20 protein-coding genes and 1 tRNA gene are annotated in these 26,772 nt (G+C 38.4%); 11 read left to right on the top strand and 10 right to left on the bottom strand.

The features are described from left to right. Nucleotides 1-149: 149 nt before the first annotated feature. The 4 genes from ACH3O9_RS17655 to ACH3O9_RS17670 all read right to left on the bottom strand — a co-directional run bounded on the left by ACH3O9_RS17655 (nt 150) and on the right by ACH3O9_RS17670 (nt 5,432). Entirely contained in the window at nt 150-1,409 is a 1,260-nt protein-coding gene (locus ACH3O9_RS17655) for a sensor histidine kinase (RefSeq protein ID WP_416442637.1), read from the bottom strand. Between the two features lies 1 nt (nt 1,410). Then, a complete protein-coding gene (locus ACH3O9_RS17660; RefSeq protein WP_416442639.1) occupies nt 1,411-2,085 on the bottom strand; it encodes a response regulator transcription factor in 675 nt (224 codons plus the stop codon). 111 nt (nt 2,086-2,196) lie between these two features. Then, nucleotides 2,197-4,743, bottom strand: coding sequence for an ABC transporter permease (locus tag ACH3O9_RS17665; protein ID WP_416442641.1), 2,547 nt, complete (start codon nt 4,741-4,743; stop codon nt 2,197-2,199). 2 nt (nt 4,744-4,745) lie between these two features. Continuing rightward, the gene (locus ACH3O9_RS17670; RefSeq protein WP_416442643.1) at nt 4,746-5,432 is read right to left on the bottom strand and encodes an ABC transporter ATP-binding protein; all 687 of its coding nucleotides are present in this window, start codon (nt 5,430-5,432) and stop codon (nt 4,746-4,748) included. A 70-nt stretch (nt 5,433-5,502) separates the two neighbouring features. Between ACH3O9_RS17670 and ACH3O9_RS17675 the strand changes: the two genes are divergently transcribed. The 3 genes from ACH3O9_RS17675 to ACH3O9_RS17685 all read left to right on the top strand — a co-directional run bounded on the left by ACH3O9_RS17675 (nt 5,503) and on the right by ACH3O9_RS17685 (nt 8,786). Beyond that, entirely contained in the window at nt 5,503-6,195 is a 693-nt protein-coding gene (locus ACH3O9_RS17675) for an arylesterase (RefSeq protein ID WP_416442645.1), read from the top strand. 129 nt (nt 6,196-6,324) lie between these two features. After that, nucleotides 6,325-8,094, top strand: coding sequence for a TrkH family potassium uptake protein (locus tag ACH3O9_RS17680; RefSeq protein ID WP_416442647.1), 1,770 nt, complete (start codon nt 6,325-6,327; stop codon nt 8,092-8,094). A gap of 5 nt (nt 8,095-8,099) precedes the next feature. Then, nucleotides 8,100-8,786 (top strand): potassium channel family protein, encoded by a 687-nt coding sequence (locus ACH3O9_RS17685; RefSeq protein WP_416442649.1) that lies wholly within the window; start codon nt 8,100-8,102, stop codon nt 8,784-8,786. Between the two features lie 96 nt (nt 8,787-8,882). Here ACH3O9_RS17685 and ACH3O9_RS17690 read toward each other — a convergent pair. From ACH3O9_RS17690 to ACH3O9_RS17705, 4 genes are all read right to left on the bottom strand, one after another. Continuing rightward, a tRNA-Arg gene (locus tag ACH3O9_RS17690) sits at nt 8,883-8,956 on the bottom strand. A gap of 107 nt (nt 8,957-9,063) precedes the next feature. Next, a complete protein-coding gene (locus ACH3O9_RS17695; protein ID WP_416442651.1) occupies nt 9,064-10,437 on the bottom strand; it encodes an alanine/glycine:cation symporter family protein in 1,374 nt (457 codons plus the stop codon). A 69-nt stretch (nt 10,438-10,506) separates the two neighbouring features. Next, nucleotides 10,507-11,454 (bottom strand): phosphoribosylaminoimidazolesuccinocarboxamide synthase, encoded by a 948-nt coding sequence (locus ACH3O9_RS17700; RefSeq protein WP_416442653.1) that lies wholly within the window; start codon nt 11,452-11,454, stop codon nt 10,507-10,509. A gap of 5 nt (nt 11,455-11,459) precedes the next feature. Continuing rightward, nucleotides 11,460-12,413, bottom strand: coding sequence for a PhoH family protein (locus ACH3O9_RS17705; protein WP_416442655.1), 954 nt, complete (start codon nt 12,411-12,413; stop codon nt 11,460-11,462). Nucleotides 12,414-12,522: 109 nt separating this feature from the next. Here ACH3O9_RS17705 and ACH3O9_RS17710 point away from each other — a divergent pair, with 109 nt between their 5' ends. The 5 genes from ACH3O9_RS17710 (at nt 12,523) to dnaN (ending at nt 17,383) form a co-directional block, all read left to right on the top strand. Next, the gene (locus ACH3O9_RS17710) at nt 12,523-13,353 is read left to right on the top strand and encodes an SAM hydrolase/SAM-dependent halogenase family protein (protein ID WP_416442657.1); all 831 of its coding nucleotides are present in this window, start codon (nt 12,523-12,525) and stop codon (nt 13,351-13,353) included. Nucleotides 13,354-13,387: 34 nt separating this feature from the next. Continuing rightward, a complete protein-coding gene (locus ACH3O9_RS17715; RefSeq protein WP_416442659.1) occupies nt 13,388-13,684 on the top strand; it encodes a putative quinol monooxygenase in 297 nt (98 codons plus the stop codon). A gap of 9 nt (nt 13,685-13,693) precedes the next feature. Continuing rightward, on the top strand, nt 13,694-14,425 hold the full coding sequence (gldF, locus tag ACH3O9_RS17720; protein WP_416442661.1) for a gliding motility-associated ABC transporter permease subunit GldF: 732 nt from the start codon (nt 13,694-13,696) through the stop codon (nt 14,423-14,425). Continuing rightward, nucleotides 14,422-16,119, top strand: coding sequence for a gliding motility-associated ABC transporter substrate-binding protein GldG (gldG, locus tag ACH3O9_RS17725; protein WP_416442663.1), 1,698 nt, complete (start codon nt 14,422-14,424; stop codon nt 16,117-16,119). The genes gldF and gldG overlap by 4 nt, the downstream gene beginning before the upstream one ends. Before the next feature lie 145 nt (nt 16,120-16,264). After that, a complete protein-coding gene (dnaN, locus tag ACH3O9_RS17730) occupies nt 16,265-17,383 on the top strand; it encodes a DNA polymerase III subunit beta (RefSeq protein WP_416442665.1) in 1,119 nt (372 codons plus the stop codon). Nucleotides 17,384-17,488: 105 nt separating this feature from the next. Here the strand turns inward: dnaN and ACH3O9_RS17735 are convergent, their stop codons facing one another. Then, nucleotides 17,489-18,955, bottom strand: coding sequence for a glutamate synthase subunit beta (locus ACH3O9_RS17735; RefSeq protein ID WP_416442667.1), 1,467 nt, complete (start codon nt 18,953-18,955; stop codon nt 17,489-17,491). Nucleotides 18,956-18,964: 9 nt separating this feature from the next. Further along, complete coding sequence (gene gltB / locus ACH3O9_RS17740) at nt 18,965-23,476, bottom strand: glutamate synthase large subunit (protein WP_416442669.1); 4,512 nt, start codon at nt 23,474-23,476, stop codon at nt 18,965-18,967. A 469-nt stretch (nt 23,477-23,945) separates the two neighbouring features. On the opposite strand from gltB, the gene ACH3O9_RS17745 reads away from it, so the two are divergent. From ACH3O9_RS17745 to ACH3O9_RS17755, 3 genes are read left to right on the top strand one after another with little or no spacing between them, the layout of a single operon-like run. Next, nucleotides 23,946-25,094 (top strand): porin, encoded by a 1,149-nt coding sequence (locus tag ACH3O9_RS17745; protein WP_416442671.1) that lies wholly within the window; start codon nt 23,946-23,948, stop codon nt 25,092-25,094. Between the two features lie 22 nt (nt 25,095-25,116). Further along, the gene (locus tag ACH3O9_RS17750; RefSeq protein ID WP_416442673.1) at nt 25,117-25,455 is read left to right on the top strand and encodes a P-II family nitrogen regulator; all 339 of its coding nucleotides are present in this window, start codon (nt 25,117-25,119) and stop codon (nt 25,453-25,455) included. 41 nt (nt 25,456-25,496) lie between these two features. Beyond that, nucleotides 25,497-26,714, top strand: a complete 1,218-nt coding sequence (locus ACH3O9_RS17755; protein WP_416442675.1) for an ammonium transporter — start codon at nt 25,497-25,499, stop codon at nt 26,712-26,714. Nucleotides 26,715-26,772 lie beyond the last annotated feature (58 nt).

The following is a 26,772-nucleotide window of genomic DNA, read 5'->3' on the forward strand; positions in this document are numbered from 1 at the left end:
ATTTAGTTTGCGAAACTAGAAATAAAATCTAAATGAAATTTAAAGTAAATTTTAAATCTCCCCGTTTTAATCATTCTCAATATCTTCAGTTTTCATATTTCACCAGATTTATGAAATATAGCCAAGCTAAAGTCAAAAACCGGTTGTCTCTATTGATTAAAGCTTACGCGAAAAAGATGTTTGCCGTTTTCAAAATCGTAGGTGATTTTGTAATTATATTCATCGCAAATCTTCTTTACAATTGCTAAACCAAGTCCTGTACTTGATTTTAAATTGCTGTTCTCTCGATAAAATCTGGTAAAAAGTTTCTCGGTATTTTTCAACTTATTCTCTCCCGAATTTTGCACTATAAAGCCCGATTTTTTGATCTCCACACCGATTTTTCCTTCAGCAGAACAATATTTTATAGCGTTAGAGATTAAGTTATTGCAAAGAATTTGCAGGAGTTCGCGATCTGCCTGCAAACTAATATCGGTTTCTTCTGTAAAAATGATGGGTATAGATGTGAGTCCTTTAAAATTCTCAAGGGTTTCTCGCACCATTTCATTAAAATCAATTGTCACAGTACGCTTAAACTGTTGATTCTCGAGTTTTGTGAGCAGCACCATTTTTTTATTGAGCTGGGCGAGCCGTTGAATATCTTTTTGCAACGAAGAAAACTGGGCAAATTGATTATCTGTTATACGAATATCGTTGAGTAAATTTTCGATTTTAGCCTGCATTATAGCCAGCGGAGTTTGCAGTTCATGCGAAACGTCTTCTGTAAACTGCTTCAGATTATTGTAATCTGCAGCTACTTTATCTGTCAATGCTGTGATCTCATCTTTAAGATCGCTAAACTCAAGAATCTCGCTTTCTTCTAGTTGCAGCGGTTCTTCAGATTTAATAGAGAAGGTTTTCATCTGCTCCAGATTATTAAAAAAAGGCTTCCATAAAATCTTGTTCCATGCCTGACTAAAATAAAACTGAATGCAAAAAATGAGCAAAATGATAACAAAAAACGACAAAAAGATAACGAGAATTATATCTTCACTTTCTACCACCATGCTGCGCACAATGATCTGATAGTTGCCGCCACTAACGTGCATATACGATGTTAATTCACGAAAGAGTTCTATCTCATCCTGAGAAGGATCGTAGATCAAGGTGTCTTTTAGAGTTTCTGTTCTTAACTCCTGTACTTTGTGAATTTCAAAAACCGGTGGAAGCTCTATCAATGCCTCGTTCTTCTCCAGATAATGTTCAAGGCGATAGCGACGCGAGTACAACTCCTCTTCTACCTCATATTGCATAATGTGCCGTATGTAAAAATACAGGATCACTATACTAATCACCATCAATAAAGAACTGATGAGTATAAAAGCCTTTGAGGTCTTTCTAAGTAAAGTTGTTTTTTTCTGTTTCTTCAATCTAATCTGCTATAAACTTGTAGCCGCTGCCGTAGGCTGTTTTAATATATTTCGCACCAGCGGAAGTTAGCTTTTTCCTCAAATTATTTATGTGCACATAGATAAAATCAAAACTATCAAGAAGATCGCTGCTGTCTCCCCAAAGGTGTTCTGCGATGATCTCTTTAGAAAGTACGCGCCCCTGGTTTGTAATAAAAAATAAAAGCAGATCGTACTCTTTTCTAGTAAGATTCATCGCTTTATTATCAATATATGCAGTGCGGGATTTTGTGTCAATTTTAATTTCGTTAAACGAAATAGTCTCATCGCCACCAAATTTTCCTCTACGAAGAACCGCTTTTATCCGAGAATTAAGTTCTGCAAGATGAAAGGGTTTGGTAATATAATCATCTGCACCAAGATCAAGACCTTCCAGCTTATCATCAAGTGAGTTATTTGCCGAAATAATGATAACTCCTGCCTCACTTTTGGCTTTTTTCAATTTCTTCAGCAGATCAATACCGCTTCCGGTTACAAGATTCACATCAAGTATCACCAGATCATAATCGTATAGATCAAGCTTATAGGCGGCATCATCATAATCTGAAGCTATCTCGCAAACATTGCCATCCCGCTGTAAATATGTGCCGATAGATTGTTGAAGTTCGCGCTCGTCTTCGGCTATTAAAATTTTCATATTATTAATTGTAGTATGCTTAACAGCTGTAAATCTCGCTCTTTCTTTAATTAGCTTTTACAAATGAGTTTTAAGAGTAAAAGAACGTCTTTCCCAAAAAAGTATTACCTGTTACCTCGCCTCTTTACGTAAAACCTGCAACGGCGGACTTTTAATTACACTGGCACTATTGCTTAAACCTATTATCACCACGAGTAAAGTAATAGCTGGGAATAAGACCAGAAAAGGAAACAGGGATGGCACAAAAACAGTATCAAAAACCAGATAAGCTAGTAACTGGCTACTGATCAAAGAGAGAATTATTCCTGTAAGTGCTCCTAAAATTCCCAGATAGACATATTCTAAAGCCAATATTTTTAAGATCTGGTTGCTTCTGGCTCCCAATGTTCTTAAAAGTACGCTCTCTTTAATTCGTTGATATTTACTCGTACGTACGGCGCCTATTAAAACGATAATTCCGGTGAGGATGCTAAAGAAAGCCATGAAATTTATCACCCACGAGATCTTGTCAAGAATGTTCTCAATAACCGTTAATATTTGGCGTAAATCAAGAATTGAAATATTAGGAAATCGCTTTACTATTTTCTGCTGAAGTGCGGCAGAAGCACTTTCATCTGGCGCATTAGTTGTAATTACACCAAATTGCGGCGCATCTTCCAGAACACCTTTAGGAAAAACTATAGAAAAGTTCATTTGCATCCTGCTCCAGTCAACCGTTCTAATACTGCCTACAACTGTGTTTAATAAAACACCCTGAACATTAAAATTAACCAAATCGCCCACTTCTACTTTTGCATCATTAGCAAAATTATCACTTACCGAAATAGGTACAGGATCTGCCGTATTCACCTGAGTCACAAAATCACCCGCAGCAAGCTCTTCTGAAGCAATGAGAGAATCTCTGTAAGTCACTCTAAATTCATGATTAAGAATCCACCCATTTACTTGTGAAGCGGTGTCTTTGCGAATCTCATTTACACTTTTACCATTTAAGCTTTCAACACGCATGGTAACAATTGGCACTTTACTCAACACACGTAAATTATTTTCTTCTATGGTTTTAGCCACATTTTCTGTTTGCTCACTCTGTATATCAAGCAAAATTATATTTGGGCTATCTCTGTTTGATTCTAAAGATGCCTGCGAAAGCAAAAGGTCTTTTGTAAAATATAGTGTACTTATCAGGAATGTCCCAATACCAATTGCCAGGATCAATATCAAAGTTTGATTTTGAGGTCTGAATAAATTCAACAGACTCTGCCTGCCAGTAAAACTCCATGAACGCGGAAAGTATTTTTTTATCAGTTTGATGAATAAGCCGGCAACTGCTGCGAGAATTGAAAAAGTAATTACAATACCAGCAACAAATGCAAACGAATACCGCCAGTCTTTTAAAATCCAGAATGAGAATATGAAAATGAAAAGTAAAATTGCGCCCCACACCAGAAGAGTTGCCCATTTTGGTTTATTAGAATTATCATCATTTACGCGTAAAGCCTGCAAAGGCGAGACGTATAAAGTAGCCATTAAAGGCGATAAAGCGAACAAAACAGACATAAAAACGCCCAGTGAAAGTCCCATTAATATAGATTGCAGCGAAATTGTAATTTCGACATCAACCGGCAGAAAACCTTCCAGAATTATTGGGAAAAATTGCTGTAAGAACAAACCTATTGCTGTTCCTACCGCGCCACCCAACAGACCCATCACTCCTATCTGAATAAGAAAAATAAGAAACGTTTGTCTACGGCTTGCTCCCAGACATTTAAGCACAGCCACTGCGCGCAACTTTCCTTTAATATAGATACTTATCGCACTTGCGATACCTACACAACCCAGCAATAAAGCTACAAAAGCAACCAGATTTAAAAATTTACCAAAGTTGTCATACCTGCGCCCCATTCTCTCGCTGGTAGAAACATGCGTATCAAGATCTGCTTCCTGTGCATCAAGGCGAGGATCAAGATCCTGATCTAATTTTTCAAAATCTGTACCGGGTGGAGCCAGAAAATAAAATTTATAATCTATGCGGCTTCCGGTTTGTACAAGTCCACTTTCTGCAATGTATTTATAAGGAATAAGAACCGGCGGGGCTACAGAACTAAAAATAGCCATGCTTCCGGGAACAGATTTTAAAGCCCCGGCAACGGGAAGCGTTACATTACCCACCTTTATACTATCGCCCACTTTTAAACCTAACTGAAGCATTACGGTTGCATCTACAAGCGCTTCATTTTGATTTTGATAATTAGCAGCTGCAGATATAGGTTCGGTTTCCAGATCGCCGTATAACGGAAAGCCACCTTCAATACCGCGTACCTGAACCAGTTTTGTGGCATCACTATGCGAAAAAGCCGCCATTGAGGCGAAAGATATTTCTTTCGCATTAGCGCCACCCAAAGAATCTATAATTTTGCTTACAACCTCATTAGGAGGATTACCGGAATCAATAATAAAATCGGCGCCCATTAGCGATTTAGACTGCAGAGCAATATTATCTTTTAAAGTGTCGCCAAAGGAAGTAATAGAAACTACCGCCGCAATTCCCAAAACTATAGAAGCCATAAAAAGCAACAACTTACTGCCGCTTGCTCTTCCGTCGCGCCAAGCCATTTTCAACAGCCATTGCAGGCCGGGATGAGATCTTTTTGTATTCATGCTCAAAGTACAGCGCTGTTTTCACTTAATATTTTTCCGCCTTTAAGGCGTAAGATTTTATTTGTTTTTTCTGCAAGCTCAAGATCATGCGTTATAATTACCAACGTCGTCCCGGCGTCTTTATTAAGATCAAAAAGAAGTTTGATTATGGTTTCACCGGTTTCTGAATCCAGATTTCCCGTAGGCTCATCTGCAAAAAGGATCTTAGGTTGAGTAGAAAATGCGCGTGCCAGCGCCACTCGTTGTTGCTCGCCACCAGAAAGCTGTGAGGGATAATGATCAAAACGACTGCCCAGACCCACTTTCTCCAGAAGTTCTTTACTGGTTTTTTCAGCATTCTTAGCGCCTTGTAATTCTAACGGAACCGCCACATTCTCAATTGCTGTAAGTGTAGGCAGTAATTGAAAATCCTGAAAAACAAATCCCACATTTTCATTTCGCAAAAGCGCGCGTTCATCTTCGCTCAGCGAATCTAATGAAGTGCCGCACAACTCAATACTACCAGAATCCAGATGATCTAAACCGGCACAAAGACCTAATAAAGTAGTTTTACCACTGCCCGAAGGGCCCACGATAGAAAAGGTCTCACCCTCTTCTACAAAAAATGAAATATCGTCAAGTACCCGCAAATTCTTAGACCCGCTGGAATAGCTTTTTATTAGGTTGTGAACGTTTAATATTTTTGCCATCTTACAACTATTAATTCTTTTTCAAAAACAGTCAATTTAAAGAATTGATTTTGATTTTAAGACACCAGCTATGAGAACCTTTTATATATACTTCACTTTTTTAATTTTAAGCATTTTTATTTCATGTGGTGACAAACCTAAAGATGCGAATAATGATGAGGAGCTACAGAATACTGAAAGCACCACCGAACCGGAGAAAACCAATAATTCTAATACTATCCTTGTTTTTGGCGATAGCCTTACAGCGGGCTACGGACTTGATCCTAACGATGCTTTTTCTGCTGTTTTGCAGGCAAAACTGGATTCGCTGGGCTATGACTACAATGTGGTAAACGCCGGGTTAAGTGGCGAGACCACTGCCAGTGGTAAAAACAGAATTAGCTGGGTTCTGAAACAAAACGTAGATATTTTTATATTAGAATTAGGAGCGAATGACGGCTTACGCGGGATTCCGCTAGACGAAACCCGCACAAACCTGCAGGCAATCATTGATACGGTGCGAAATAAAGATCCTGAAACAAAAATTGTCCTGGCAGGAATGCAAATTCCACCAAATATGGGTCAGGAATATACCACCGATTTTAAGCAGATTTTTCCCGATTTAGCAGCTAAAAATGACGTTTTTTTAATTCCGTTTTTACTTGAAAATGTCGCCGGAATTCCATCTTTAAACCAGGCAGATGGTATTCACCCAACTGTTGAGGGACATAAAATTGTGGCAGAAAACGTGTGGGAAGTGATAAACCCGCTTTTAGAAAAGTAGGTTAAAAAGGGGTGAAATCGGTTAAAACCGGGTGAAAAACGCAGTTATTTTTCTACATTTCAAGCTAGGTACTTAAGGCTCTTTCATATATTATTTTGTTAACTTTGCCGCCTTTGCGACTCTAATAAAATGCTGGACAAACTTTTTCAAAAATCTTCTCTAAAGATATTATTTCGGGCTGCTTTTTTATTGAGTCTAACTGGCGTTTTTGTACTTGTATTTGACTTTGGTTTTAGTCATTCTAACGGAGTGCAAAAACTAATCAACGGTTTTTACTTCCTTGTTCTCGCATTAGGAATCGCTACCACAGCCGTGCGTTACATTCTCCTGCGCAAACAGATACGTTTTAAGGTTATCGCGTTTGATGCTGTAAGTGTGCTGCTTACGCTGTACGTTGTACTCATTCATTTCTTTTCGCATGAAGCGCACCAGCAACTCTCATTCTTCTATGATGATAATTGGGTAAAGTATGTCATCTTACTAACCTTTATAAGAGAGTTTGCAGAGCAAAACCTCAATTACAAACGTACGCTGCTTAACCCTGCACAGCTATTCATTAGCAGCTTTCTGGCAATAATTATTCTGGGAGCTATTTTATTAATGCTTCCTAAAGCAACTTATGAAGGTATTTCCTTTCTTGATGCGTTATTCACCTCTACCAGCGCGGTATGTGTTACAGGACTTATAGTAGTCGACACGGCTACTTATTTTACCACCTTTGGCCAGACCATTATTATCATTTTAATTCAATTAGGTGGTTTGGGAATATTGACTTTTGCCAGTTATTTTAGCTATTTCTTTAAAGGAGGTTCTACTTATGAAAATCAGCTGGTTTTAAGTGACATGACCAATTCTAAAAAAATTGGAGATGTTTTTAAAACATTGAAGATCATTATTGTAATCACTTTCGCGATAGAACTTTTAGGAGCTATTTTTATTTATTTCAACCTCAATCCTAAAGATTTTCCCACTTTCGTGGAAAGAAGTTATTTTGCGGTTTTTCACTCAATATCAGCTTTTTGTAACGCTGGTTTTTCTACTTTATCAAACAATCTATATGAATCTGATTTTCAGTTTAACTATGGTTTACAGATCATAATTATATTTCTATTCGTTTTAGGAGGCTTAGGATTTCCCATTATTGTGAACGTCTTAACTTACCTGAAATATTATTTAATAAATAAATTTTCAAAAGCGCTGCACGAGACGCGCGCTTATAGACCCTGGGTTCTGCACTTAAATAGTCGTATTACACTTATAACCACTTTTTCGCTTACAGCGGTAGGAACAATATTTTTCTATTGTAATGAGTATAACAATACGCTTGCCGCCCACCATGGAATAGGGAAATTTATAACAGCACTCTTTGGCGCAGCTACGCCACGTACAGCCGGTTTTAATACAATAGATATGGGCGCGCTGCATTTCTCTACCATAATGATGATCTTTCTACTTATGTGGATTGGCGCCTCTCCTGCTTCTACCGGTGGTGGTATTAAGACCAGTACTTTTGCAATTGCAACGATGAATTTTATAAGTCTGGCCAAAGGAAAATCGAAGATCGAACTCTTTAGACGCGAGATCGCAGATATTTCTATACGCCGTGCTTTTGCCATTATTTCTTTATCCTTAATGGTTATTGGTACGGGAATTATTTTCATTTCTGCATTTGACAAAGACAAAACCTTAATTAGCATTGCTTTTGAGTGTTTTTCGGCTTATAGCACCGTGGGGCTAAGCGTTGGTATTACCAATTCGTTGAGTTCTTCCAGTAAATTCATAATCATCATGATCATGTTTATTGGTCGGGTTAATATGCTCACTATTTTAATTGCCATTTTCAAAAAAGTAAAACATAAAAACTACCGTTATCCTACCGAAGAGATAACTATTAACTAAAGGCTATGAAATTTATCGTTATAGGATTAGGGAATTTTGGGGCTTCTATCGCTGCCAAACTCACACTGCGTGGAAACGAAGTAATTGGTATCGATACTGATATCAATAAAGTGGAAGCTTTTAAAGAAAACATCTCTCACACGATTCAACTTGATGCGACAGATGAATCTACGGTTTCCGGATTACCATTAAAAGATACTGATGTAGTAATTGTTGCTATAGGTGAAGATCAGGGAACTAATGTTATGGTTACGGCTCTTTTCAAAAACCTGAAAGTAAAGCGACTTATAAGTCGGTCAATAAATCCGTTGCACGAGAAAGTACTTATGGCGATTGGCGTAGATGATATCGCTCGCCCAGAACAGGAAACTGCGGAAAGATGGGCAAAAAAGCTATGTATGAGCGGTGTGGTAGATTCTTTTGAACTTACCGAAGATTTTAGCATTATAGAAACCGGTGTCCCAAAGAGATATATAAACAGAACGCTGGGCGAGATTCCGCTTCGCGAAAAATTTAATCTTCTGGTACTAACTATTCTTCGCAATGTAGAGCGTGAGAGTGCGATAGGTCACACACAAGTCATTAAACAAGCACAGGGCGTAGCTTCTGCAAGTTCAGTCTTAATGGAAGGTGATATTATCGTCTTGTACGGCTCTAACAAAAATTTACAGGACTTTTTGAAGTCGAGTTAACATCTTTTGAACGTATTGATATCCTGTATAAAAGAAAATAGTTAAAAGTATAAAACAAAAAAAGCCTCGCAATGCGAGGCTTTTAATTTGAAGAAGTGATCGCGACAGGATTCGAACCTGTGACCGTCTGCTTAGAAGGCAGATGCTCTATCCAACTGAGCTACGCGACCCTTTTTGCGGGTGCAAATATAACGCTTTTTAAAAAACGCCGAAGAATTATATTTACTTTTTTTACTTCGTCTTCATTTTATTTCGCGAAAGCTTAAATAATATTATTCTAACTTCTCTCTAAGTTCTTAAAATAGGCCTTTGCCCGCTTCATAACTCGTGGTGCCATCCAGATTGTAGCTATCATAGTGGGTATCGCCATAAGTGCGAAAAATGTATCGATCAAATTGATCATAAGACTTAAAGATGTGGTCGCTCCTATTAATATACTGGCGATATAAAAATAGTTGTAAATGTGTTTATTGTTTGCTCCAAAAAGAAATGACAAGCACTTCGTACCATAGTAAGAATAAGAAAACAAAGAAGAAATACTGAAAACGGCGATACATATTAATAATACATACGGACCAATACCGGGAATGGAATCTGCAAAAGCAGTAGCGGTAAGAGTAACACCGTTTGAATCACTCGTCTTCCAGACGCCTGTCACTAAAATTGTAAGAGCAGTTAAAGTGCAAACAATAATTGTGTCAATAAATGGACCCAGCATAGCAACAAGACCTTCTCGTATAGGTTCTGCAGTTTTAGCGGCGCCATGTGCCATAGGCGCTGTACCTACACCAGCTTCATTAGAAAATGCCCCTCTGCGTATTCCTAAGATTATGAGTCCGCCCACGACCCCACCAAGCATGGGGCTACCCGTATAATTTTTCGCTGCAAAAGCATCGGTAAAAATAAGACCAAAATAATGTGGTACTTCTGAAGCATTCACAAAAAGAACGACCATCACAGCCAGAAAATAAAGAACCACCATTGATGGAACTAGTTTGGAAGCTGTTTGAGATATTCGGTTTAATCCTCCTAATATCACAACAGATGTTATTGCGGCCAGAATCAACCCTATAATTAGATCTGTTGTAAAACCCGTTTCTACTCCGTTAGGTGCAAGCAGAATATCATTAATGGCCTGTGTGAGTTGATTTACGTTAAAAACAGGTAAAGCTCCCACCAAACCTGCAATGCTAAAGAAAACGGCGAGAGGCTTCCAGGCTTTGCCCAGACCTTCGGTTATAAAAAACATGGGACCGCCCTGTATCTCACCTGCACTGTCTTTACCGCGATACATGATAGCTAGCGAACAAGTAAAAAATTTAGTAGCCATACCAACTAAAGCGCTTATCCACATCCAGAAAACTGCTCCGGGGCCACCAACAGCAATTGCCACGGCGACTCCGGCAATATTGCCCATACCCACTGTTGCAGATAAAGCGGTAGTCAAAGCCTGAAAATGACTAATCTCACCGGGATCATTAGGATCATCATATTTACCGCGTAGAACATTTAACGCGTGTCCCAGATATCTAAAAGGCAGAAACCGGGAATAGATGAGTAAAAACGTTCCGCCGCCTATCAAAAGTACTAGAAGTGGCAAACCCCATACAAAAGAGGCGATTTCGGCAATAAATGAGTCGATTTTTTGCATTCCTAAAAATAGAAAAAACCGGAGAGGTATTACACCATCTCCGGTTTCTGCGTTATAATTTATTAAATATTATTGAGCCAGATATGCTAAAACATTCTGCTCTATGCGCTTTTCGATATTATCAACATCGGCTTTCACAAAAGTTTCTCCCGTAATATTTTCATAGAGTTCTATGTAGCGATCTGATACACTTTTTATATAGTCATCTGTCATTTGGGGTACCTTTTGACCTTCTTTGCCCTGAAAACCTTCAGTGATAAGCCATTGTCTTACAAACTCCTTAGAGAGTTGCTTTTGTGCCTCTCCTCTATCCTGACGTTCCTGATAACCTTCTTCATAAAAATAACGAGAAGAATCTGGAGTGTGAATTTCATCAATCAGCACAATTTTGCCTTCTTTGGTTTTACCAAACTCATATTTGGTATCAACCAAAATCAGCCCTCTTTTTGCCGATATTTCGCTTCCGCGGGCGAATAATTTGCGCGTATAATCTTCTAGAATTGTGTAATCTTCTTCAGAAACGATACCTCTTTCAATTATCGCTTCACGCGAAATATCTTCATCGTGATCACCCATTTCTGCTTTAGTAGCGGGCGTGATTATAGGTTCAGGAAATTTATCATTCTCCTTCATCCCTTCTGGCATTGCAACACCGCAAAGTTCTCTTTTACCGGCTTTATACTCACGCGCTGCATGACCAGACATATAGCCGCGTATTACCATTTCTACTTTAAAGGGCTCACATTTTACGCCCACAGCAACATTAGGATCTGGAGTAGCCAGCAACCAGTTGGGAACAAGATCTTCTGTATCCCGCATCATTTTAGTCGCGATCTGATTTAAAATTTGACCTTTGTAAGGGATTCCCTTTGGCATCACCACATCAAAAGCGCTCAATCTGTCTGTCGCAATCATAACCAAAATATCATTCTCAAGGCTATAGACTTCGCGTACTTTCCCTTTATAAATATCCTGTTGACCAGGAAAATTATAATTGGTGTCTGTAATCGTATTCATGAATTTTAATTTCGGTTTTCAATATCCTTATAAGCTGCAATAACTTCTTTTACCAGCGGGTGACGAATCACATCTTTATCATCAAGATAGACCATACCTACACCTTTAACGTCTTTTAGTATCAAAAGGACTTCTTTTAAACCGCTTATTATGCGACGTGGTAAATCTATTTGCCCGGGATCACCTGTGATTAAAAATTTAGCATTGCGACCCATTCTGGTTAAGAACATCTTCATCTGGGCGTGTGTGGTATTTTGTGCCTCATCAAGAATTACAAAGGCATTATCAAGAGTACGACCACGCATAAAAGCCATTGGTGCAATTTGTATTACACCTTTTTCTATAAAACTCTCCAGCTTTTCATGAGGAATCATATCGCGCAGAGCATCATAAAGCGGCTGCATGTAAGGATCTAGTTTCTCTTTTAAGTCTCCAGGTAAAAAACCAAGATTCTCACCTGCTTCTACAGCTGGTCTTGTGAGTATAATACGCTTTACCTCTTTCTCTTTTAAAGCTTTTACAGCCAGAGCAACTCCCGTATAGGTTTTACCAGTTCCCGCAGGTCCTATGGCAAATACCATATCATTCTTACGAGCGAGATCTACTAGTTTACGTTGGTTAGCAGTTTGTGCTTTTATAAGCTTACCGCTCACACCGTGCACAAGAACTTCACCGCTTTCTGGTGAAGTCTCATAATCCTTTCTACTTTCACTTGTAAGTATGCGCTCTATCACATTCTCGTCCAGCTTATTGTATTTTGCAAAATGATCAAGCAGCATCGTGAGCCGTTTATCAAATTCCTCAAGCAGATCTTCATCACCGTAGGCTTTTATACTATTACCACGTGCAACGATCTTGAGTTTTGGAAAATACTTCTTTAAAAGTTCAATATTTACATTGCGTTGTCCAAAGAATTCCCTTGGAGTAATTTCTGAAAGTTCGAGAATAAGTTCGTTCAAAAGCAGGAAGATTTTATAAGGAAACTAGTTAATTATCTTTAGTTTTGTGCCTAACAAATGTAGACAAAATTAACTACTAACCCCTTTAAAAATATCAACAAAAACCCATATGCCTATTATTACTTTAACCACTGATTTTGGACTGAAAGATCACTTTGCAGGCGCGGTTAAAGGGGCTATTTATAGTGAACTGGATAATGTGCGCATTGTTGATATCTCTCACAGCGTATCTCCTTTTCATATAATTGAGGCGGCTTACATAATTCAAAATGCATACAAGAATTTTCCTGACGGGACTATTCACATAATAGGTATTGATTCTGAACAAAATCCCGAAAATCAACATATCGCTGTAAAACTTGACGGCCATTATTTTATATGTGCAAACAACGGTATTGTCTCATTGATCACGCGTACGATCTTGCCAGAAGAAATGGTAGAGATCAATATACATAACCGCATTACTACCAACTTCACAGTACTAGATGTTTTTGTACAAGTTGCTTCTCATATCGCTCGAGGCGGAACGCTAGGCGTTATAGGTAAACCCATAAAAGAAATACGGGACATTACCGGTATCATGCCCGTTATCAACAACGATCAAAAGCAAATTATAGGCAATGTGATCTACGTTGATAACTATGGAAATGTTGTGACAAACATCACTAAAAAACTTTTTGAAGACATAGGCAAAGGGCGTGATTTTAAGATCACCGCGCGTACGGCAAGCTTTACTAAAATATATAATCGCTATAGTGATTCTATCAATTTTAATGTCGAGAAAAGCAAAAGAGAAGAAGACGGTAAAAAACTTGCTGTTTTTAACAGTTCAGGATATATAGAACTTGCGATCTATAAAAGCAACCCCAGCACACATGGTAGCGCCGCAACACTTTTTGGGCTCGATTACAGAGATACCATAACAATCAATTTTGAATAAATAACCATAAAAATCGGGTTAAAACCTATAAAAAATGCTCGTACGGATCGTAAAAATGGAATTTGAAAAAGAACATATTGAAGATTTTCAGGCTCTTTTTTCTGCTGTGCAAAATAAAATAGTCAACTTTGAAGGCTGCCAAAGTGTAGAATTATATCATGATATTTATACAGAAAATCGCTTCTTTACCTATAGCCACTGGGACAATACCGCAGCATTAGAAAAATACAGAAGCAGCAGCTTTTTTAAAGAAACCTGGGCGAGAACAAAAGTGCTCTTTAGCAATAAACCCGAAGCCTGGAGCGTTCAACAAAGCAAATTATTATCATAACTTTATCAGGTGCTGGCACTCATTAAAAAAGAAATATATTCATTTTTTGCTTCTGCGATTGGTTATCTGGTAATTAGCCTTTTTTTGGCGATTTCTGGCCTGTTTTTGTGGGTTTTTCCGGAGAATTATAATATACTCGATTACGGCTACGCAGATCTTACACCGTTCTTTCAACTCGTCCCGTGGATTTTTCTCTTTCTTATCCCCGCCATTACTATGCGCAGTTTTAGCGACGAGATAAGATTAGGAACTTTAGAGCTTTTACTTACTAAACCTATTTCTATAACAGGAATTGTAACCGGTAAATACTCTGGAGCAATTATCCTGATAGTTCTGGCTTTAATACCTACTCTTGTTTACGTTTATGGCATCTCACAACTGGCCTATCCTGTAGGTAATTTTGATGGCGGCGTTGTAACCGGCTCATATCTGGGTTTATTATTTCTGGCAGCCGCTTATACAGCGATAGGTGTATTTGCCTCTTCATTATCAGAAAATCAAATTGTCGCTTTTATCACAGCCATTTTTATAAGTTTTGTATTTTATTTTGGCTTTGAAGCTTTGGCTGATCTTAACATTTTAGGCGAAACGGGAAATTCAATATTTACAACTTTAAGCCTAAAACAGCATTTTGACAGCATTAGCAGAGGCGTTATAGACACACGAGACCTAATCTATTTCGCCAGCATTACCATTTTCTTTCTTTATCTCACCCACTTAAGATTGAAAGTAAAACGATGAATAATCCTATATTGAAAAAACCAAATATCATAAGAAATGTAATTGTAGTTATTATACTGCTGTTTGTGGTGAATTATGTGAGCGGACTTTTTAATTTGAGATTCGATCTTACTCAGGATAGTCGCTACACGCTTTCTGAAACTTCAGAAAAAATCGCCTCCAGCGCTCAAAAATCGGTGATTATTGATGTTTTTTTAGCCGGTGATATTCCTGCCGATTTTAGAAAATTACAAGGAGAGACTCGCCAATTACTAGAAGAATATGCAGCTATTAATCCCAATATTAAATTTGCCTTTGTAAACCCCGTGCCCGAAGAAAAATCTGTAGAAGCAGTTGCGCAGGATTTTAATCAACGTGGTATGCGGCCCGAGCAGGTACAGGTAAGAAATAACGGAAAGGTTAGCCAGCAAATTGTTTTTCCCTGGGCTTTGGTTTCTTCACAAGGCAAAACAATTAAAGTACCGCTCCTAAAAAAAGCTTTGGGCGCCAGTCCTGATGAACTCATTAGCCGTTCTACCCAAAATCTGGAATATGCTTTTTCTGATGCGCTCTACAAATTATTAAATCCTAAAAGCAAACGTATCGCAGTATTAAAAGGCAATGATGAACTGCCAGACAGGTATATAGCAGACTTCTTTAGCACCTTGAGAGAAAGTTACTTCATTGCGCCATTCCCTCTAGATTCTATTGCACAAAAACCAGAACAAACTATAGAAGCCTTGCAGAGTTTTGATCTCGTAGTAGTAGCTAAACCTGTAAAACCCTTTACAGATGTAGAAAAATATGCTCTGGATCAATTTACAATGAGCGGCGGCAAAAGTTTGTGGTTGCTTGATATGGTCGCGATGGAAACTGACAGTCTTTACAGCAATAACGGTACTGCGGTCGCTGTACCCAGAGATCTTAATCTTAATGATATGTTCTTTAAATACGGCTTGCGCATAAATCCCGTGCTTATAGAAGATCTATATACCGCTCCCATTGTGCTCGCTTCTGGTGCCGGCAGCAACTCGCAATACTCACAACTGCCCTGGTTTTATTACCCGCTGGTGACGAGTAAAGAGAATCACCCAATAAATTCTAATATTGATAATCCCGTACGATTTGAATATGCAAACCAGATCGACACATTGGGCAACAATATTAAAAAAACGGTGCTGTTGCAGAGTTCAGAACTTTCAAAGATCAATGGTGTTCCTCTTCCCATTTCACTAGATCAGGTAAATCTTGAACCAAAACCCGAAGATTATACGGCAGGCTCTCAAAATCTGGCTGTTTTGCTAGAAGGCAATTTTCAATCGGCTTTTACAAACAGGATATTACCGCTTAAAACTAACAATTATCGCTTTCGCGAAAGCGCAGCAGAACCCACAAAAATGGTTGTTATTGCAGATGGTGGTCTTATAAAAAATGAACTCGATAAACAAGGCAGACCTCTTGAACTGGGTTTTGATAAATACACGTTTAAGCAATATGGAAATAAGGAATTTTTGCTCAACACCGTCAATTATCTGCTCGATGACAGCGGTCTTATTAACATACGTAGCAAAGATATCGCGCTACCTGCTTTAGACTCTCAAAAAACCATGGAAGAACGTAGTACATGGCAAGCCTTGATGTTAGGGCTTCCTCTGGCGATTTTAGCCCTGTTTGGTACGATTTTCTATTATCTAAGGCGACGCAGGTATGCCTAATTTATGTTAATAAGTTTGTTTCGGCAAAAAGCCCTATTACGATATATTTGTAGGACTGCTAGAAGCAGTTGAAATTTAGAAAATCAACAAAAAATCCAATACTATAGTTTTTGCTTCCGCGAAAACGTTTAAATAGTGAATTCTTATGAAGTTTATTGTATCGAGTTCCTACCTGTTAAAGCAATTGCAAGTGTTAGGTGGTGTTATTAACAATAGCAACACACTTCCCATTTTAGACAACTTTTTATTTGAACTGGATGGCAACTCGCTAAAGGTTTCCGCTTCAGATCTTGAGACCACGATGATCTCAACTCTTGAAGTAGAATCTCAAGATTCTGGTAGCATCGCAGTGCCTGCAAAATTATTGCTTGACACGTTAAAGACATTTCCTGAGCAGCCATTAACTTTTGTAGCAGAAGACAACAACACTATAGAAATAAGCTCTAACCATGGTAAATATGCGCTTGCTTATGCTTCTGGTGAAGAGTTTCCTAAAGCTGTAGAATTAGATGATCCTAGCGCTGTTACTATACCGTCTGATGTTCTTGCAACAGCTATTAGCAATACCATATTTGCTACCGGTAATGACGATTTAAGACCAGTAATGAGCGGTGTATTCTTTCAGTTTGCTTCAGACGGTTTAACCTTTGTCGCTACAGATGCTCATAAACTTGTAAAATATACACGTGAAGATGTTACCGCTTCACAAACCGCTGAGTTCATCATGCCTAAAAAACCTTTAAATCTTTTAAAGAGTATTTTAGCGACCAGCGACAGTGAGATCTTAGTTGAGTATAACGATTCTAATGCAAAATTTGCTTTTGAGAACGTTGAGCTACTTTGCAGATTGATCGATGGTAAATATCCTAATTACGAAGCTGTTATACCAAAAGAGAATCCTAACAAACTTATTATAGACAGAAATCAATTTTTGAATTCTGTGCGTCGTGTTTCTATTTTCTCAAATAAAACCACGCATCAAATACGTTTAAAAATCGCCGGAGCAGAATTGAATATCTCTGCTGAAGATATTGATTATAGCAACAAGGCCGAAGAGCGTTTGACTTGTGATTATCAAGGTGATGATATGCAAATAGGTTTTAACTCTCGTTTTTTAATAGAGATGCTTAACAACTTAAATGCAAATGATGTTTCTCTTGAAATGTCTTTACCTAATCGTGCAGGTATTTTAACGCCTACAGATGGTCTTGATGAAGGTGAACAAGTTACAATGCTTGTAATGCCTGTAATGTTGAATAATTAGAACAGTATATTCTTTTATTTATTAAAAAACCCAACTTAAAGTTGGGTTTTTTCGTTTAACCAAGCTTGCTAATTATTGTCTCGTGTAACTTTAACCAGCAATATTTTAAACCCTTGGTAAATCCCCATCTCCCTTAAGTGGCAGATTAGAACTTCCCATCAAGTATGAGTCTATATAGTGTGCCGCCTGACGTCCTTCTGATATTGCCCATACAATAAGTGATTGACCGCGACGCATATCGCCAGCCACAAACACACCAGGCACATTAGTCATATAATTGCTCGCAGAACCTTTTACGTTTGTGCGATTATCCATTTCCAGACCTAATTGCTCTACAATAGTGGGCTCGCTACCTGTAAAACCAAGCGCTAACAGAACCATATCACACTCCCATGTTTTTTCAGTTCCTGGTACTTCAGATAAATTAGGTCTCTCACCTGGTTTATGCGTCCACTCTACCTCGACAGTAACTAAACCGGTAAGATTACCTTCTGCATCACCTAAAAATTCTTTAGTTGAAATACTAAAATGGCGCTCTGCTCCTTCTTTATGAGAACTACTTGTTCTTAAACGCATAGGCCAATAAGGCCATGGCTGATTTTCTGGGCGATTAGGACCGCCTTTACTTAAGATCTCAAAGTTCACAACAGATTCTGCACCGTGACGTATAGAAGTACCTATACAATCACTTCCTGTGTCTCCCCCACCTATCACAATAACTTTTTTACCAGTCGCCAGAATATCTTCTCCTTTGTATTGTAAACCATCTACACGACGGTTATTTTGAGGAAGAAAGTCCATTGCCTGATGAATACCCTTCAGCTCAGCTCCCTTAATAGGAAGATTACGTCTTACGGTTGCGCCTCCACAAAGAATTACAGCATCATTTTCAGCTTTCAAATCAGCTGCGGGTATATCCTTACCTACATGAGCATTCACAACAAATTTGATACCTTCTTCTTCAAGAACTGCTAATCTGCGATCAATAACTCGTTTTTCCATCTTAAAATCAGGAATTCCGTATCGCAATAATCCGCCTACTTTTTCATCACGCTCATAAACCGTCACTGTATGACCAGCCCTATTAAGCTGCTGTGCGGCAGCAAGACCTGAGGGTCCTGAACCTATCACTGCAACTTTCTTATTAGTGCGATGCAACGGCGGTTCTGCCTTTATCCAGCCATTTTTGAAGGCCTGTTCTCCAATATTCTTTTCAATATTTTCAATGGTAACAGGGTCTTCATTGATACCTAGAACACAAGCTTCTTCACAAGGTGCAGGACATAATCTCCCGGTAAACTCAGGAAAGTTATTTGTGCCATGCAAAATGCGCGATGCTTCTTCCCATTTGCCTTTATAAACGGCATCATTAAAGTCTGGTATTAAATTACCCAAAGGGCAACCGCTATGGCAAAATGGAATCCCGCAATCCATACAGCGAGCACCTTGCTTCTTAATTTCTGTTTCTTCAAGGGGAATGGTAAATTCCTCGTATTTTTTTATACGTTCCTCAACTGGTTTGTATGGTTCGGTTTTTCTTTCATATTCTAAAAATCCCGTTGTCTTTCCCATAAATATATCTTACTCAGTTAAATCAGTTAATTTCTCTTCTTCTTCTAATCGTATCAATGCCAGTCTGTATTCTTCAGGTAATACCTTGATGAATTTAGGTAAATAAGAATCCCAGTCTTCCAGCATTTTTTGCGCCAATCGGCTTTGTGTATAATTGTAATGGTTAGTGATTAATTCATGTAACTCATTCTTATCTGCTTCTTCAATTACAGGATCAAGATTTAAGGCTTCGCCATTACATTTCTTAATGAATTGATCGTGCTCATCATAAACATAAGCAATACCGCCACTCATACCTGCGCCAAAGTTTCTTCCGGTTTTACCCAGAATAACAGCAACACCGCCAGTCATGTACTCACAGCCGTGATCACCAATACCTTCTACAACAGCTTTAGCACCGCTATTTCTCACACAGAAACGCTCACCGGCAACACCATTAAAATAAGCCTCCCCTGTAGTGGCGCCATATAATGCTACATTACCTATTATAATATTCTCTTCTGCGTTGAATGTTGACTCTTCTGGTATTTTTATAATTAGTCTGGCTCCGGAAAGACCTTTACCCACATAATCATTTGCGTTACCATCAATTTTAAGTGTAAGACCTTTCGTTGCAAAGGCACCAAAGCTTTGACCTGCAGAACCTTTAAAGTTTACCTTTAGCGTACTATCAGGTAAACCCTGCTCCCCATAAATCTTACTAATCTCATTACTTAATATCGCTCCTACAGCTCTATCTGTATTGTGAATATTAAGATCAAGAACTGTTTTTTCTTTACGGAACAAAGCAGTATGTGCTCGCTCGATAATTTCAAAATCTATCGACTTTTCAAGTTCGTGTTGTTGCACCTCGTTATTATAAACACTCACGCCTTCTGGTGCTTCTATTTTGTGTAAAATAGGTGACAGATCTACACCTGCTGCTTTAAAATGCTCTATAGCTTTATTGCGATCAAGTTTGTGTACCTGACCTACCATTTCATCAATAGTTCTAAAACCAAGTTTTGCCATTATCTCACGCAATTCTTCTGCGATGAAATACATGAAGTTAACAACGTGCTCCGGTTGACCTTTAAATTTCTTTCTTAACTCCGGATTCTGAGTGGCTATACCTACTGGGCATGTATTTAAATGACATACACGCATCATGATACAACCTGAAGCAACAAGAGGTGCAGTTGCGAAACCAAATTCTTCTGCCCCTAAAAGACAAGCCACAGCTACATCCCGACCAGTTTTAAGTTGACCATCGCACTCCAGCCTTATTCTGCTGCGCAGGTTATTTAAAACTAAAGTCTGCTGAGCTTCAGCGATACCAAGTTCCCAGGGTAATCCCGCGTGGCGCAATGATGTTAATGGCGATGCACCTGTACCACCATCGTAACCTGATATAAGAACAACATCTGCTTTCGCTTTAGCAACCCCAGCAGCAACTGTCCCAACTCCAACTTCTGAAACCAGTTTCACATTAATTCGTGCAGAACGGTTAGCAGATTTAAGATCATAAATTAGCTGTGCAAGATCTTCTATAGAATAAATATCGTGATGTGGTGGTGGCGAAATAAGACCTACATACGGAGTACTATTTCTGGTTTTTGCAATGAATTTATTGACCTTTTCACCAGGTAACTGGCCTCCCTCACCGGGTTTTGCACCCTGTGCCATCTTGATCTGTATTTCTGCAGCACTGGTGAGGTAATTACTGGTAACACCAAATCTACCTGAAGCCACCTGCTTTATAGCACTATTACGCCAGTCACCATTTGCACTTTTATAGAAACGTTCTGCATCTTCTCCTCCTTCACCACTATTGCTTTTACCGCCTATACGGTTCATAGCAACTGCAAGATTCTCATGGGCTTCTTTACTTATAGAGCCATAAGACATTGCTCCTGTTTTAAATCTTTTTACAATCTCTGTCCATGGCTCTACTTCATCAATAGGGATAGGATCATAATTTGAAAACTCAAACAGACCTCGTATCGTCATTAGTTGACGCGACTGCTCATTAACAAGGTCTGCATATTCTTTATACGTTTTAGGATTATTCTGCCTAACAGCTTCCTGAAGTTTTGCGATCGTAAGCGGATTAAACATATGTTTTTCTCCATTACGTCTCCAGCGATATTCACCACCAATTTCCATTTCAAGATTTCCGGAAATATCCTGACTTTTAAACGTACGGTAATGTCGCTTTGCTACTTCCTGCTCTAGCTCATACAAGCCAATTCCCTCTATACGACTAGGTGTATTGGGGAAGTACTTATTAATAAGTTTAGAATTAAGACCTAAAGCTTCAAACAGGTTAGAACCGCGGTATGAATTTAAGGTCGAGATACCTATCTTATTCATGACCTTGACCACTCCTTTACCCACAGCTTTGTTATAATTCTCAATAGCTTCTGTAAATGAAATATTAGGAAGATTACCTTCTTCTATTTCTTCACGAATGATCTCGTTAACCATATATGGATTAATGGCACTTGCACCATAACCAAAAAGCAGCGCAAAATGATGCACTTCACGAGGTTCTGCAGATTCTATGATAAAACTCATCTTAGAACGTTTGCCAAGTTTAAACAAACCGCTGTTTAAATATGAACAAGCAAGCAAAGCAGGGATTGGCGCAAATTTCTCATCTACTCCTCTGTCTGAAAGAATTAGAATTTTTGTGCCTTTATCTATAGCTTCTGAAGCTAATCTCAACATTTTATCTAGAGCCTGCTCCATCCCGTTTAAGCCACGTTTTGCCTCATACAGAATAGGTATGCTGGTCACTTTGAAATCTATATTGTCAAAATTCTTTATTTTATCAAGATCTTCTTTAGAAATCACCGGATTCTGAATGCGGATCTTTCTACAATAATCTGGAGTGATCTTCATTAAGTTTGTATCTGCACCAAGTGTCAAACTAAGATCTGTTATAAGCTCCTCACGGATGCCATCTAACGGTGGATTTGTAACCTGTGCAAATAACTGCTTAAAGTAATTGTAAAGCAGCTGAGGACGCTCAGAAAGTACAGCAAGCGGAGTATCTGTACCCATAGAACCCAAAGGCTCTTTTCCTTTACCTGCCATAGGCAGAATGATCGTATTTACGTCTTCTTTTGAATAACCAAAGACATTCTTACGTAAATCTATATGCGTACTGTCGTGAACAACATCGCCATCGCGATAAGGTATATCTCTTAAATGCACACGTTTTTCAGAAAGCCATTGACCGTATGGATTCTTAGATACAATATTTTCTTTTATTTCTTCATCATTGATGATTCTGCCTTCGTTCATATCTACCAGAAACATCTTTCCTGGTTCTAATCTCCCGTGGAAAGCAATATTTCCCGGCTCAAGATCAAGAACACCAGTTTCTGAAGACATGATAACATTACCCGTTTTTGTAACTGAATACCGTGAGGGACGCAATCCATTTCGGTCTAAAACCGCACCTATATAATCTCCATCTGTAAAAGGTATAGAAGCAGGACCATCCCAAGGCTCCATAATACAGCTGTTAAATTCATAGAACGCCTTTTTACCATCGCTCATATCCTTATGCTTTTCCCATGCTTCCGGAACAAGCATCATCATAATTTCAGGCAGGGATCTGCCAGACATCAGTAACAATTCTACAACCATATCCATAGATGCAGAATCTGATTTCCCCTTGATTATTATAGGGAACAAAGCTTTCATATCTTCCTCAAAAAGATCGCTTTGCAGCAATTCTTCTCTACTGTTCATTCTGGATATATTACCTCTCAACGTGTTTATCTCACCATTGTGACACATATATCTAAAAGGCTGGGCAAGATCCCAGGTTGGGAAGGTATTTGTTGAGAAGCGCTGATGCACAAGTGCAAGTCTTGTTTTTACTCGCGTATCAAGAAGATCTGTATAATACAGCTTAATATCTTCCGGCATTAAAATACCTTTAAATATCAAAGTTTTAGTTGATAAACTGGGCAGGTAAAAATATGTTCTTTCAGAAAGTTTGCTTTCTAGAACAATATGCTCTGTTACCTTGCGCGCAGTAAAAAGTTTTATCTGAAATTGCCTTTCATCCATTTCTGCATCGGGCTTACCAATAAAGATTTGTTCTATATGTGGTTCAACCTCTGCTGCGATATCTCCCAGAAAACTAGAATTTACCGGCACTTTTCTCCACCCGATCAATTTAAGACCGCGGGCTTCTATTTGCTTCTCAAAAACTTCTTTACAATATTCTCTCTGATTTTCCTTTTTGGGAAGAAAAACATTCCCCATTGCGTACTGCCTTTCTTCAGGCAGATCAAACTCACATTGAGCTACAAAAAACTCATGAGGGATATCTATTAATATACCCGCACCATCACCTGTCTTACCATCACTACTTACTGCCCCGCGATGTTCTAATTTTTCAAGAATCTCAAGAGCCTTGTGAATGATGTCATTTGACTTCTTTCCCTTTAAGCTGCAAATGAATCCTGCCCCGCAATTTTCGTGTTCAAACTCTGGTGAATATAACCCCTGTTTCGCTTTCATAATTTGGCCACTTTAATTTAATGGAAACATAAAACTATTCAATAAAATAATATAAGGATAATTTTAGGTTAAATGATTTTCATTATTCCATTTTTAGCAAAAAAGAAACCTTCCACTAAAAATAAATCAATAGAACTTAGAAGTTGTTGCATTTTTTCAATCGGTTTTTGGGACTTTTTGCCCGTATTCGGGATTTTTTAAATTTTACTTATTCTTAACATCTAGTTAATATTTGACGTTTTCGGTACGTTTTTACCCCTTTTTAAGAGAATTTTTAGTTAAAACAGGACATTTTTTATAACATATTTGTCAATTAATCTATTTATATATCGATTTCGAATAGATACCCTTAAATTTTTAGGGGGTTTATATGAATAAATAATAAAAATATAGCTTATACCCCCATTTCGTTTAGGGGGTGGTGAAATAAATCTTAGATTAGCTATTCACCAATTAACCGATTATTGACATGAAAAAAATCATTTTTACAATGGCAATGTTCAGCGCATTGTTCTCATTTGCTCAGGAGGAGGAAACGCCGGCAAAATCTTTTAGCATTTCGGGTTCTGTAGATGCCTATTATCGAGCAAATATTAATTCATTTAACAGAGATTATTCAGATAAGGGATATTATGCTCCGGCACCTGGCTCATCATTTGCAAATGACCCTGGCTTTGCTTTAGGTATGGCTAATGTTGTTTTAAATTATGAAGGTGAAAAAGTAGGAGCTGTTGCAGATCTTGTTTTTGGCCCTCGTGGTAATGATGCCGTTTTTAACTCTATAGGCAGCGCAAACATTGTAAACCAACTTTATGTATACTGGAATGTTAGCGATAAAGTAACACTTACCTTTGGTAACTGGAACACGTTTTTAGGTTACGAAGTAATCTCACCTGTAGACAACTTCAACTATTCTACTTCTTACATGTTTTCTTATGGGCCTTTCTCACACACTGGTATAAAAGCTGATTTTGCTTTAGACGATTCATGGAGTGCGATGCTTGCTGTTATGAACCCAACAGACTGGACAGATTACAATCCGTTTGGGACATACACTTTAGGTGCTCAGTTAGGATATTCTGTTGATGCGGGTAGCGCTTATTTAAATTTCATCTATGGCGATCAGGATGGTAAGCTTGATTCTATGGGTGACAGTGTAGATACATACTCTGGCGGAAGTACTTTTCAGGTAGATCTTACAGCAGGTTTTGATCTTACAGATACGTTTTACCTGGGTCTTAACACAACTTACAACACAACAGCCTCTGGCGAATATTATTCAGCTACTGGTATCATAGATGATAACAGCGACGATTATGGTTTCTACGGTGTAGCTCTTTATGCTCAACTTGCATTTAGCGACACTTTCGCTTTAGGCGTGAGACCAGAATATTTTAGCGAATTTAACGGTGGTGCAGGCGCAATAGGTGCTTATGATATGGAAGGTGATGCAAATGTTTTTGCCTTTACACTTTCTGGAAATGTAACTGTGGGTGATTTAAAACTTATTCCAGAATTACGTTTAGATTCTGCAAGCGAAGACGCATTTCTTGATAACGACTTCAAACCTCAGGGTTCTTTAGGATCATTTATCCTTGCAGCTGTTTATTCATTCTAAAACTTAATAATCCAATTATAAAATGAAAAAAGTAGAAGCAATTATTAGGAAATCCAAATTTAATGCGGTTAAAGAAGCTCTTCATGATAAGGGAATAAACTTCTTTTCGTATTGGGATGTTACCGGTCTCGGAAACGAGAAAATAGGTAGCGTTTATCGTGGGGTATCCTATAGCACGAGTGATATACAACGCAGATATCTTTCAATAGTAGTCAATGACGAATTTGAACAAGCTGCAATTGATGCTATTCTTACAGCCGGGCGTACTGGCGAGGTAGGTGATGGTAAAATTTTCGTTTCAGACGTGAAAGAAGCCTATCGCATACGCACCGGTAAGAAGGGTGGTGAAACAATCAACTAAAACTAAACTAACTAATTAAAATAATACTACAAATAATTAATATGGAAACAAACGCTGTATTAGACTTAATGTGGATACTAATTGCGGGAATCTTTGTATTCTTTATGCAAGCTGGATTTACATTAGTTGAAGCTGGATTTACCAGATCGAAAAACACTATAAATATAATTATGAAAAACATAATGGACCTTGTTATCGGTTCATTAGGTTTCTGGGTTATAGGATACACTATAATGTACGGAGATGATATAGGCAGCTTTATAGGTACTCCTTCACTTTTCTATAGTGACCCAACAGATATGCACAATTTATTCTTTCAAACCGTTTTCTGTGCAACAGCCGCTACGATCGTTTCTGGTGCTGTGGCTGAAAGAACTAAGTTCTCTACATATCTTATTTTCTCATTACTTATGACGGTTTTCATCTATCCTATCTCGGGTCACTGGGTATGGCAGGGTGATGGCTGGTTAACTTCTTTAGGCTTTATTGATTTTGCCGGCTCTACAGTTGTTCACTCTGTAGGTGGATGGGCTGGTCTTGTAGCCGCTTTTCTTGTGGGTCCTCGTATAGGAAAATACACTGGCGGAAAAGCCAATGCGATTCCTGGTCACAATATGATGTATGGTGCATTAGGCGTATTTATCCTTTGGTTAGGATGGTTTGGTTTTAACCCCGGTTCAGAATTAGCCATCTCAGGAGATAGCGCTAATCACGTTGCCATGATCGTTATTACCACTAACCTTGCTGCTGCTGCAGGCGCATTAGTTGCCTTGTTTACGACATGGATAAGATATGGTAAACCAGATCTTTCTATGACTCTTAATGGTACTCTTGCAGGATTAGTTGGTATTACTGCCGGTTGTGCTGCTGTAAGCCCTGCTTCTGCTGCAATCATTGGTGCTATATGTGGCCTTGTTGTAGTTTTATCAATAGAATTTATAGACAAAAAATTAAAAGTAGATGATCCTGTAGGTGCTGTATCTGTACATGGTGTATGTGGTGCTCTAGGTACATTACTGGTAGGGATATTTGCTATAGATGGTGGACTTATAAACGGTGGTGGTTTTGCACAATTAGGTGTGCAGGCAACCGGAGTTGTTGCAATAGGCGCATGGTCTGCTGCTACTTCTTTCATTATATTATTTATTCTTAAGAAAACCATTGGTCTTAGAGTAACCGAAAAAGAAGAGATAGAAGGTCTTGACGGTCATGAGCATGGTATGAGTGCTTATCCTGACTTTACAGTGAGCGATCGCTAACAGAAACTTTTCTTAATAAATGAAAAAACCCACGCCTCAAAAGCGTGGGTTTCTTATT

The sequence above is a fragment of the Leeuwenhoekiella sp. A16 genome (assembly GCF_047946675.1).
Classification (GTDB): domain Bacteria; phylum Bacteroidota; class Bacteroidia; order Flavobacteriales; family Flavobacteriaceae; genus Leeuwenhoekiella.

Coding starts and splice junctions, on each gene's coding strand:
- ACH3O9_RS17735 (WP_416442667.1), bottom strand. CDS start 18,955: ATGGGAAAGACAACGGGATTTTTAGAATATGAAAGAAAAACCGAACCA.
- ACH3O9_RS17685 (WP_416442649.1), top strand. CDS start 8,100: ATGAAATTTATCGTTATAGGATTAGGGAATTTTGGGGCTTCTATCGCT.
- ACH3O9_RS17680 (WP_416442647.1), top strand. CDS start 6,325: ATGCTGGACAAACTTTTTCAAAAATCTTCTCTAAAGATATTATTTCGG.
- ACH3O9_RS17695 (WP_416442651.1), bottom strand. CDS start 10,437: ATGCAAAAAATCGACTCATTTATTGCCGAAATCGCCTCTTTTGTATGG.
- ACH3O9_RS17745 (WP_416442671.1), top strand. CDS start 23,946: ATGAAAAAAATCATTTTTACAATGGCAATGTTCAGCGCATTGTTCTCA.
- ACH3O9_RS17675 (WP_416442645.1), top strand. CDS start 5,503: ATGAGAACCTTTTATATATACTTCACTTTTTTAATTTTAAGCATTTTT.
- ACH3O9_RS17670 (WP_416442643.1), bottom strand. CDS start 5,432: ATGGCAAAAATATTAAACGTTCACAACCTAATAAAAAGCTATTCCAGC.
- dnaN (WP_416442665.1), top strand. CDS start 16,265: ATGAAGTTTATTGTATCGAGTTCCTACCTGTTAAAGCAATTGCAAGTG.
- ACH3O9_RS17755 (WP_416442675.1), top strand. CDS start 25,497: ATGGAAACAAACGCTGTATTAGACTTAATGTGGATACTAATTGCGGGA.
- gltB (WP_416442669.1), bottom strand. CDS start 23,476: ATGAAAGCGAAACAGGGGTTATATTCACCAGAGTTTGAACACGAAAAT.
- ACH3O9_RS17715 (WP_416442659.1), top strand. CDS start 13,388: ATGCTCGTACGGATCGTAAAAATGGAATTTGAAAAAGAACATATTGAA.
- ACH3O9_RS17710 (WP_416442657.1), top strand. CDS start 12,523: ATGCCTATTATTACTTTAACCACTGATTTTGGACTGAAAGATCACTTT.
- gldG (WP_416442663.1), top strand. CDS start 14,422: ATGAATAATCCTATATTGAAAAAACCAAATATCATAAGAAATGTAATT.
- ACH3O9_RS17660 (WP_416442639.1), bottom strand. CDS start 2,085: ATGAAAATTTTAATAGCCGAAGACGAGCGCGAACTTCAACAATCTATC.
- ACH3O9_RS17750 (WP_416442673.1), top strand. CDS start 25,117: ATGAAAAAAGTAGAAGCAATTATTAGGAAATCCAAATTTAATGCGGTT.
- ACH3O9_RS17665 (WP_416442641.1), bottom strand. CDS start 4,743: ATGAATACAAAAAGATCTCATCCCGGCCTGCAATGGCTGTTGAAAATG.
- ACH3O9_RS17700 (WP_416442653.1), bottom strand. CDS start 11,454: ATGAATACGATTACAGACACCAATTATAATTTTCCTGGTCAACAGGAT.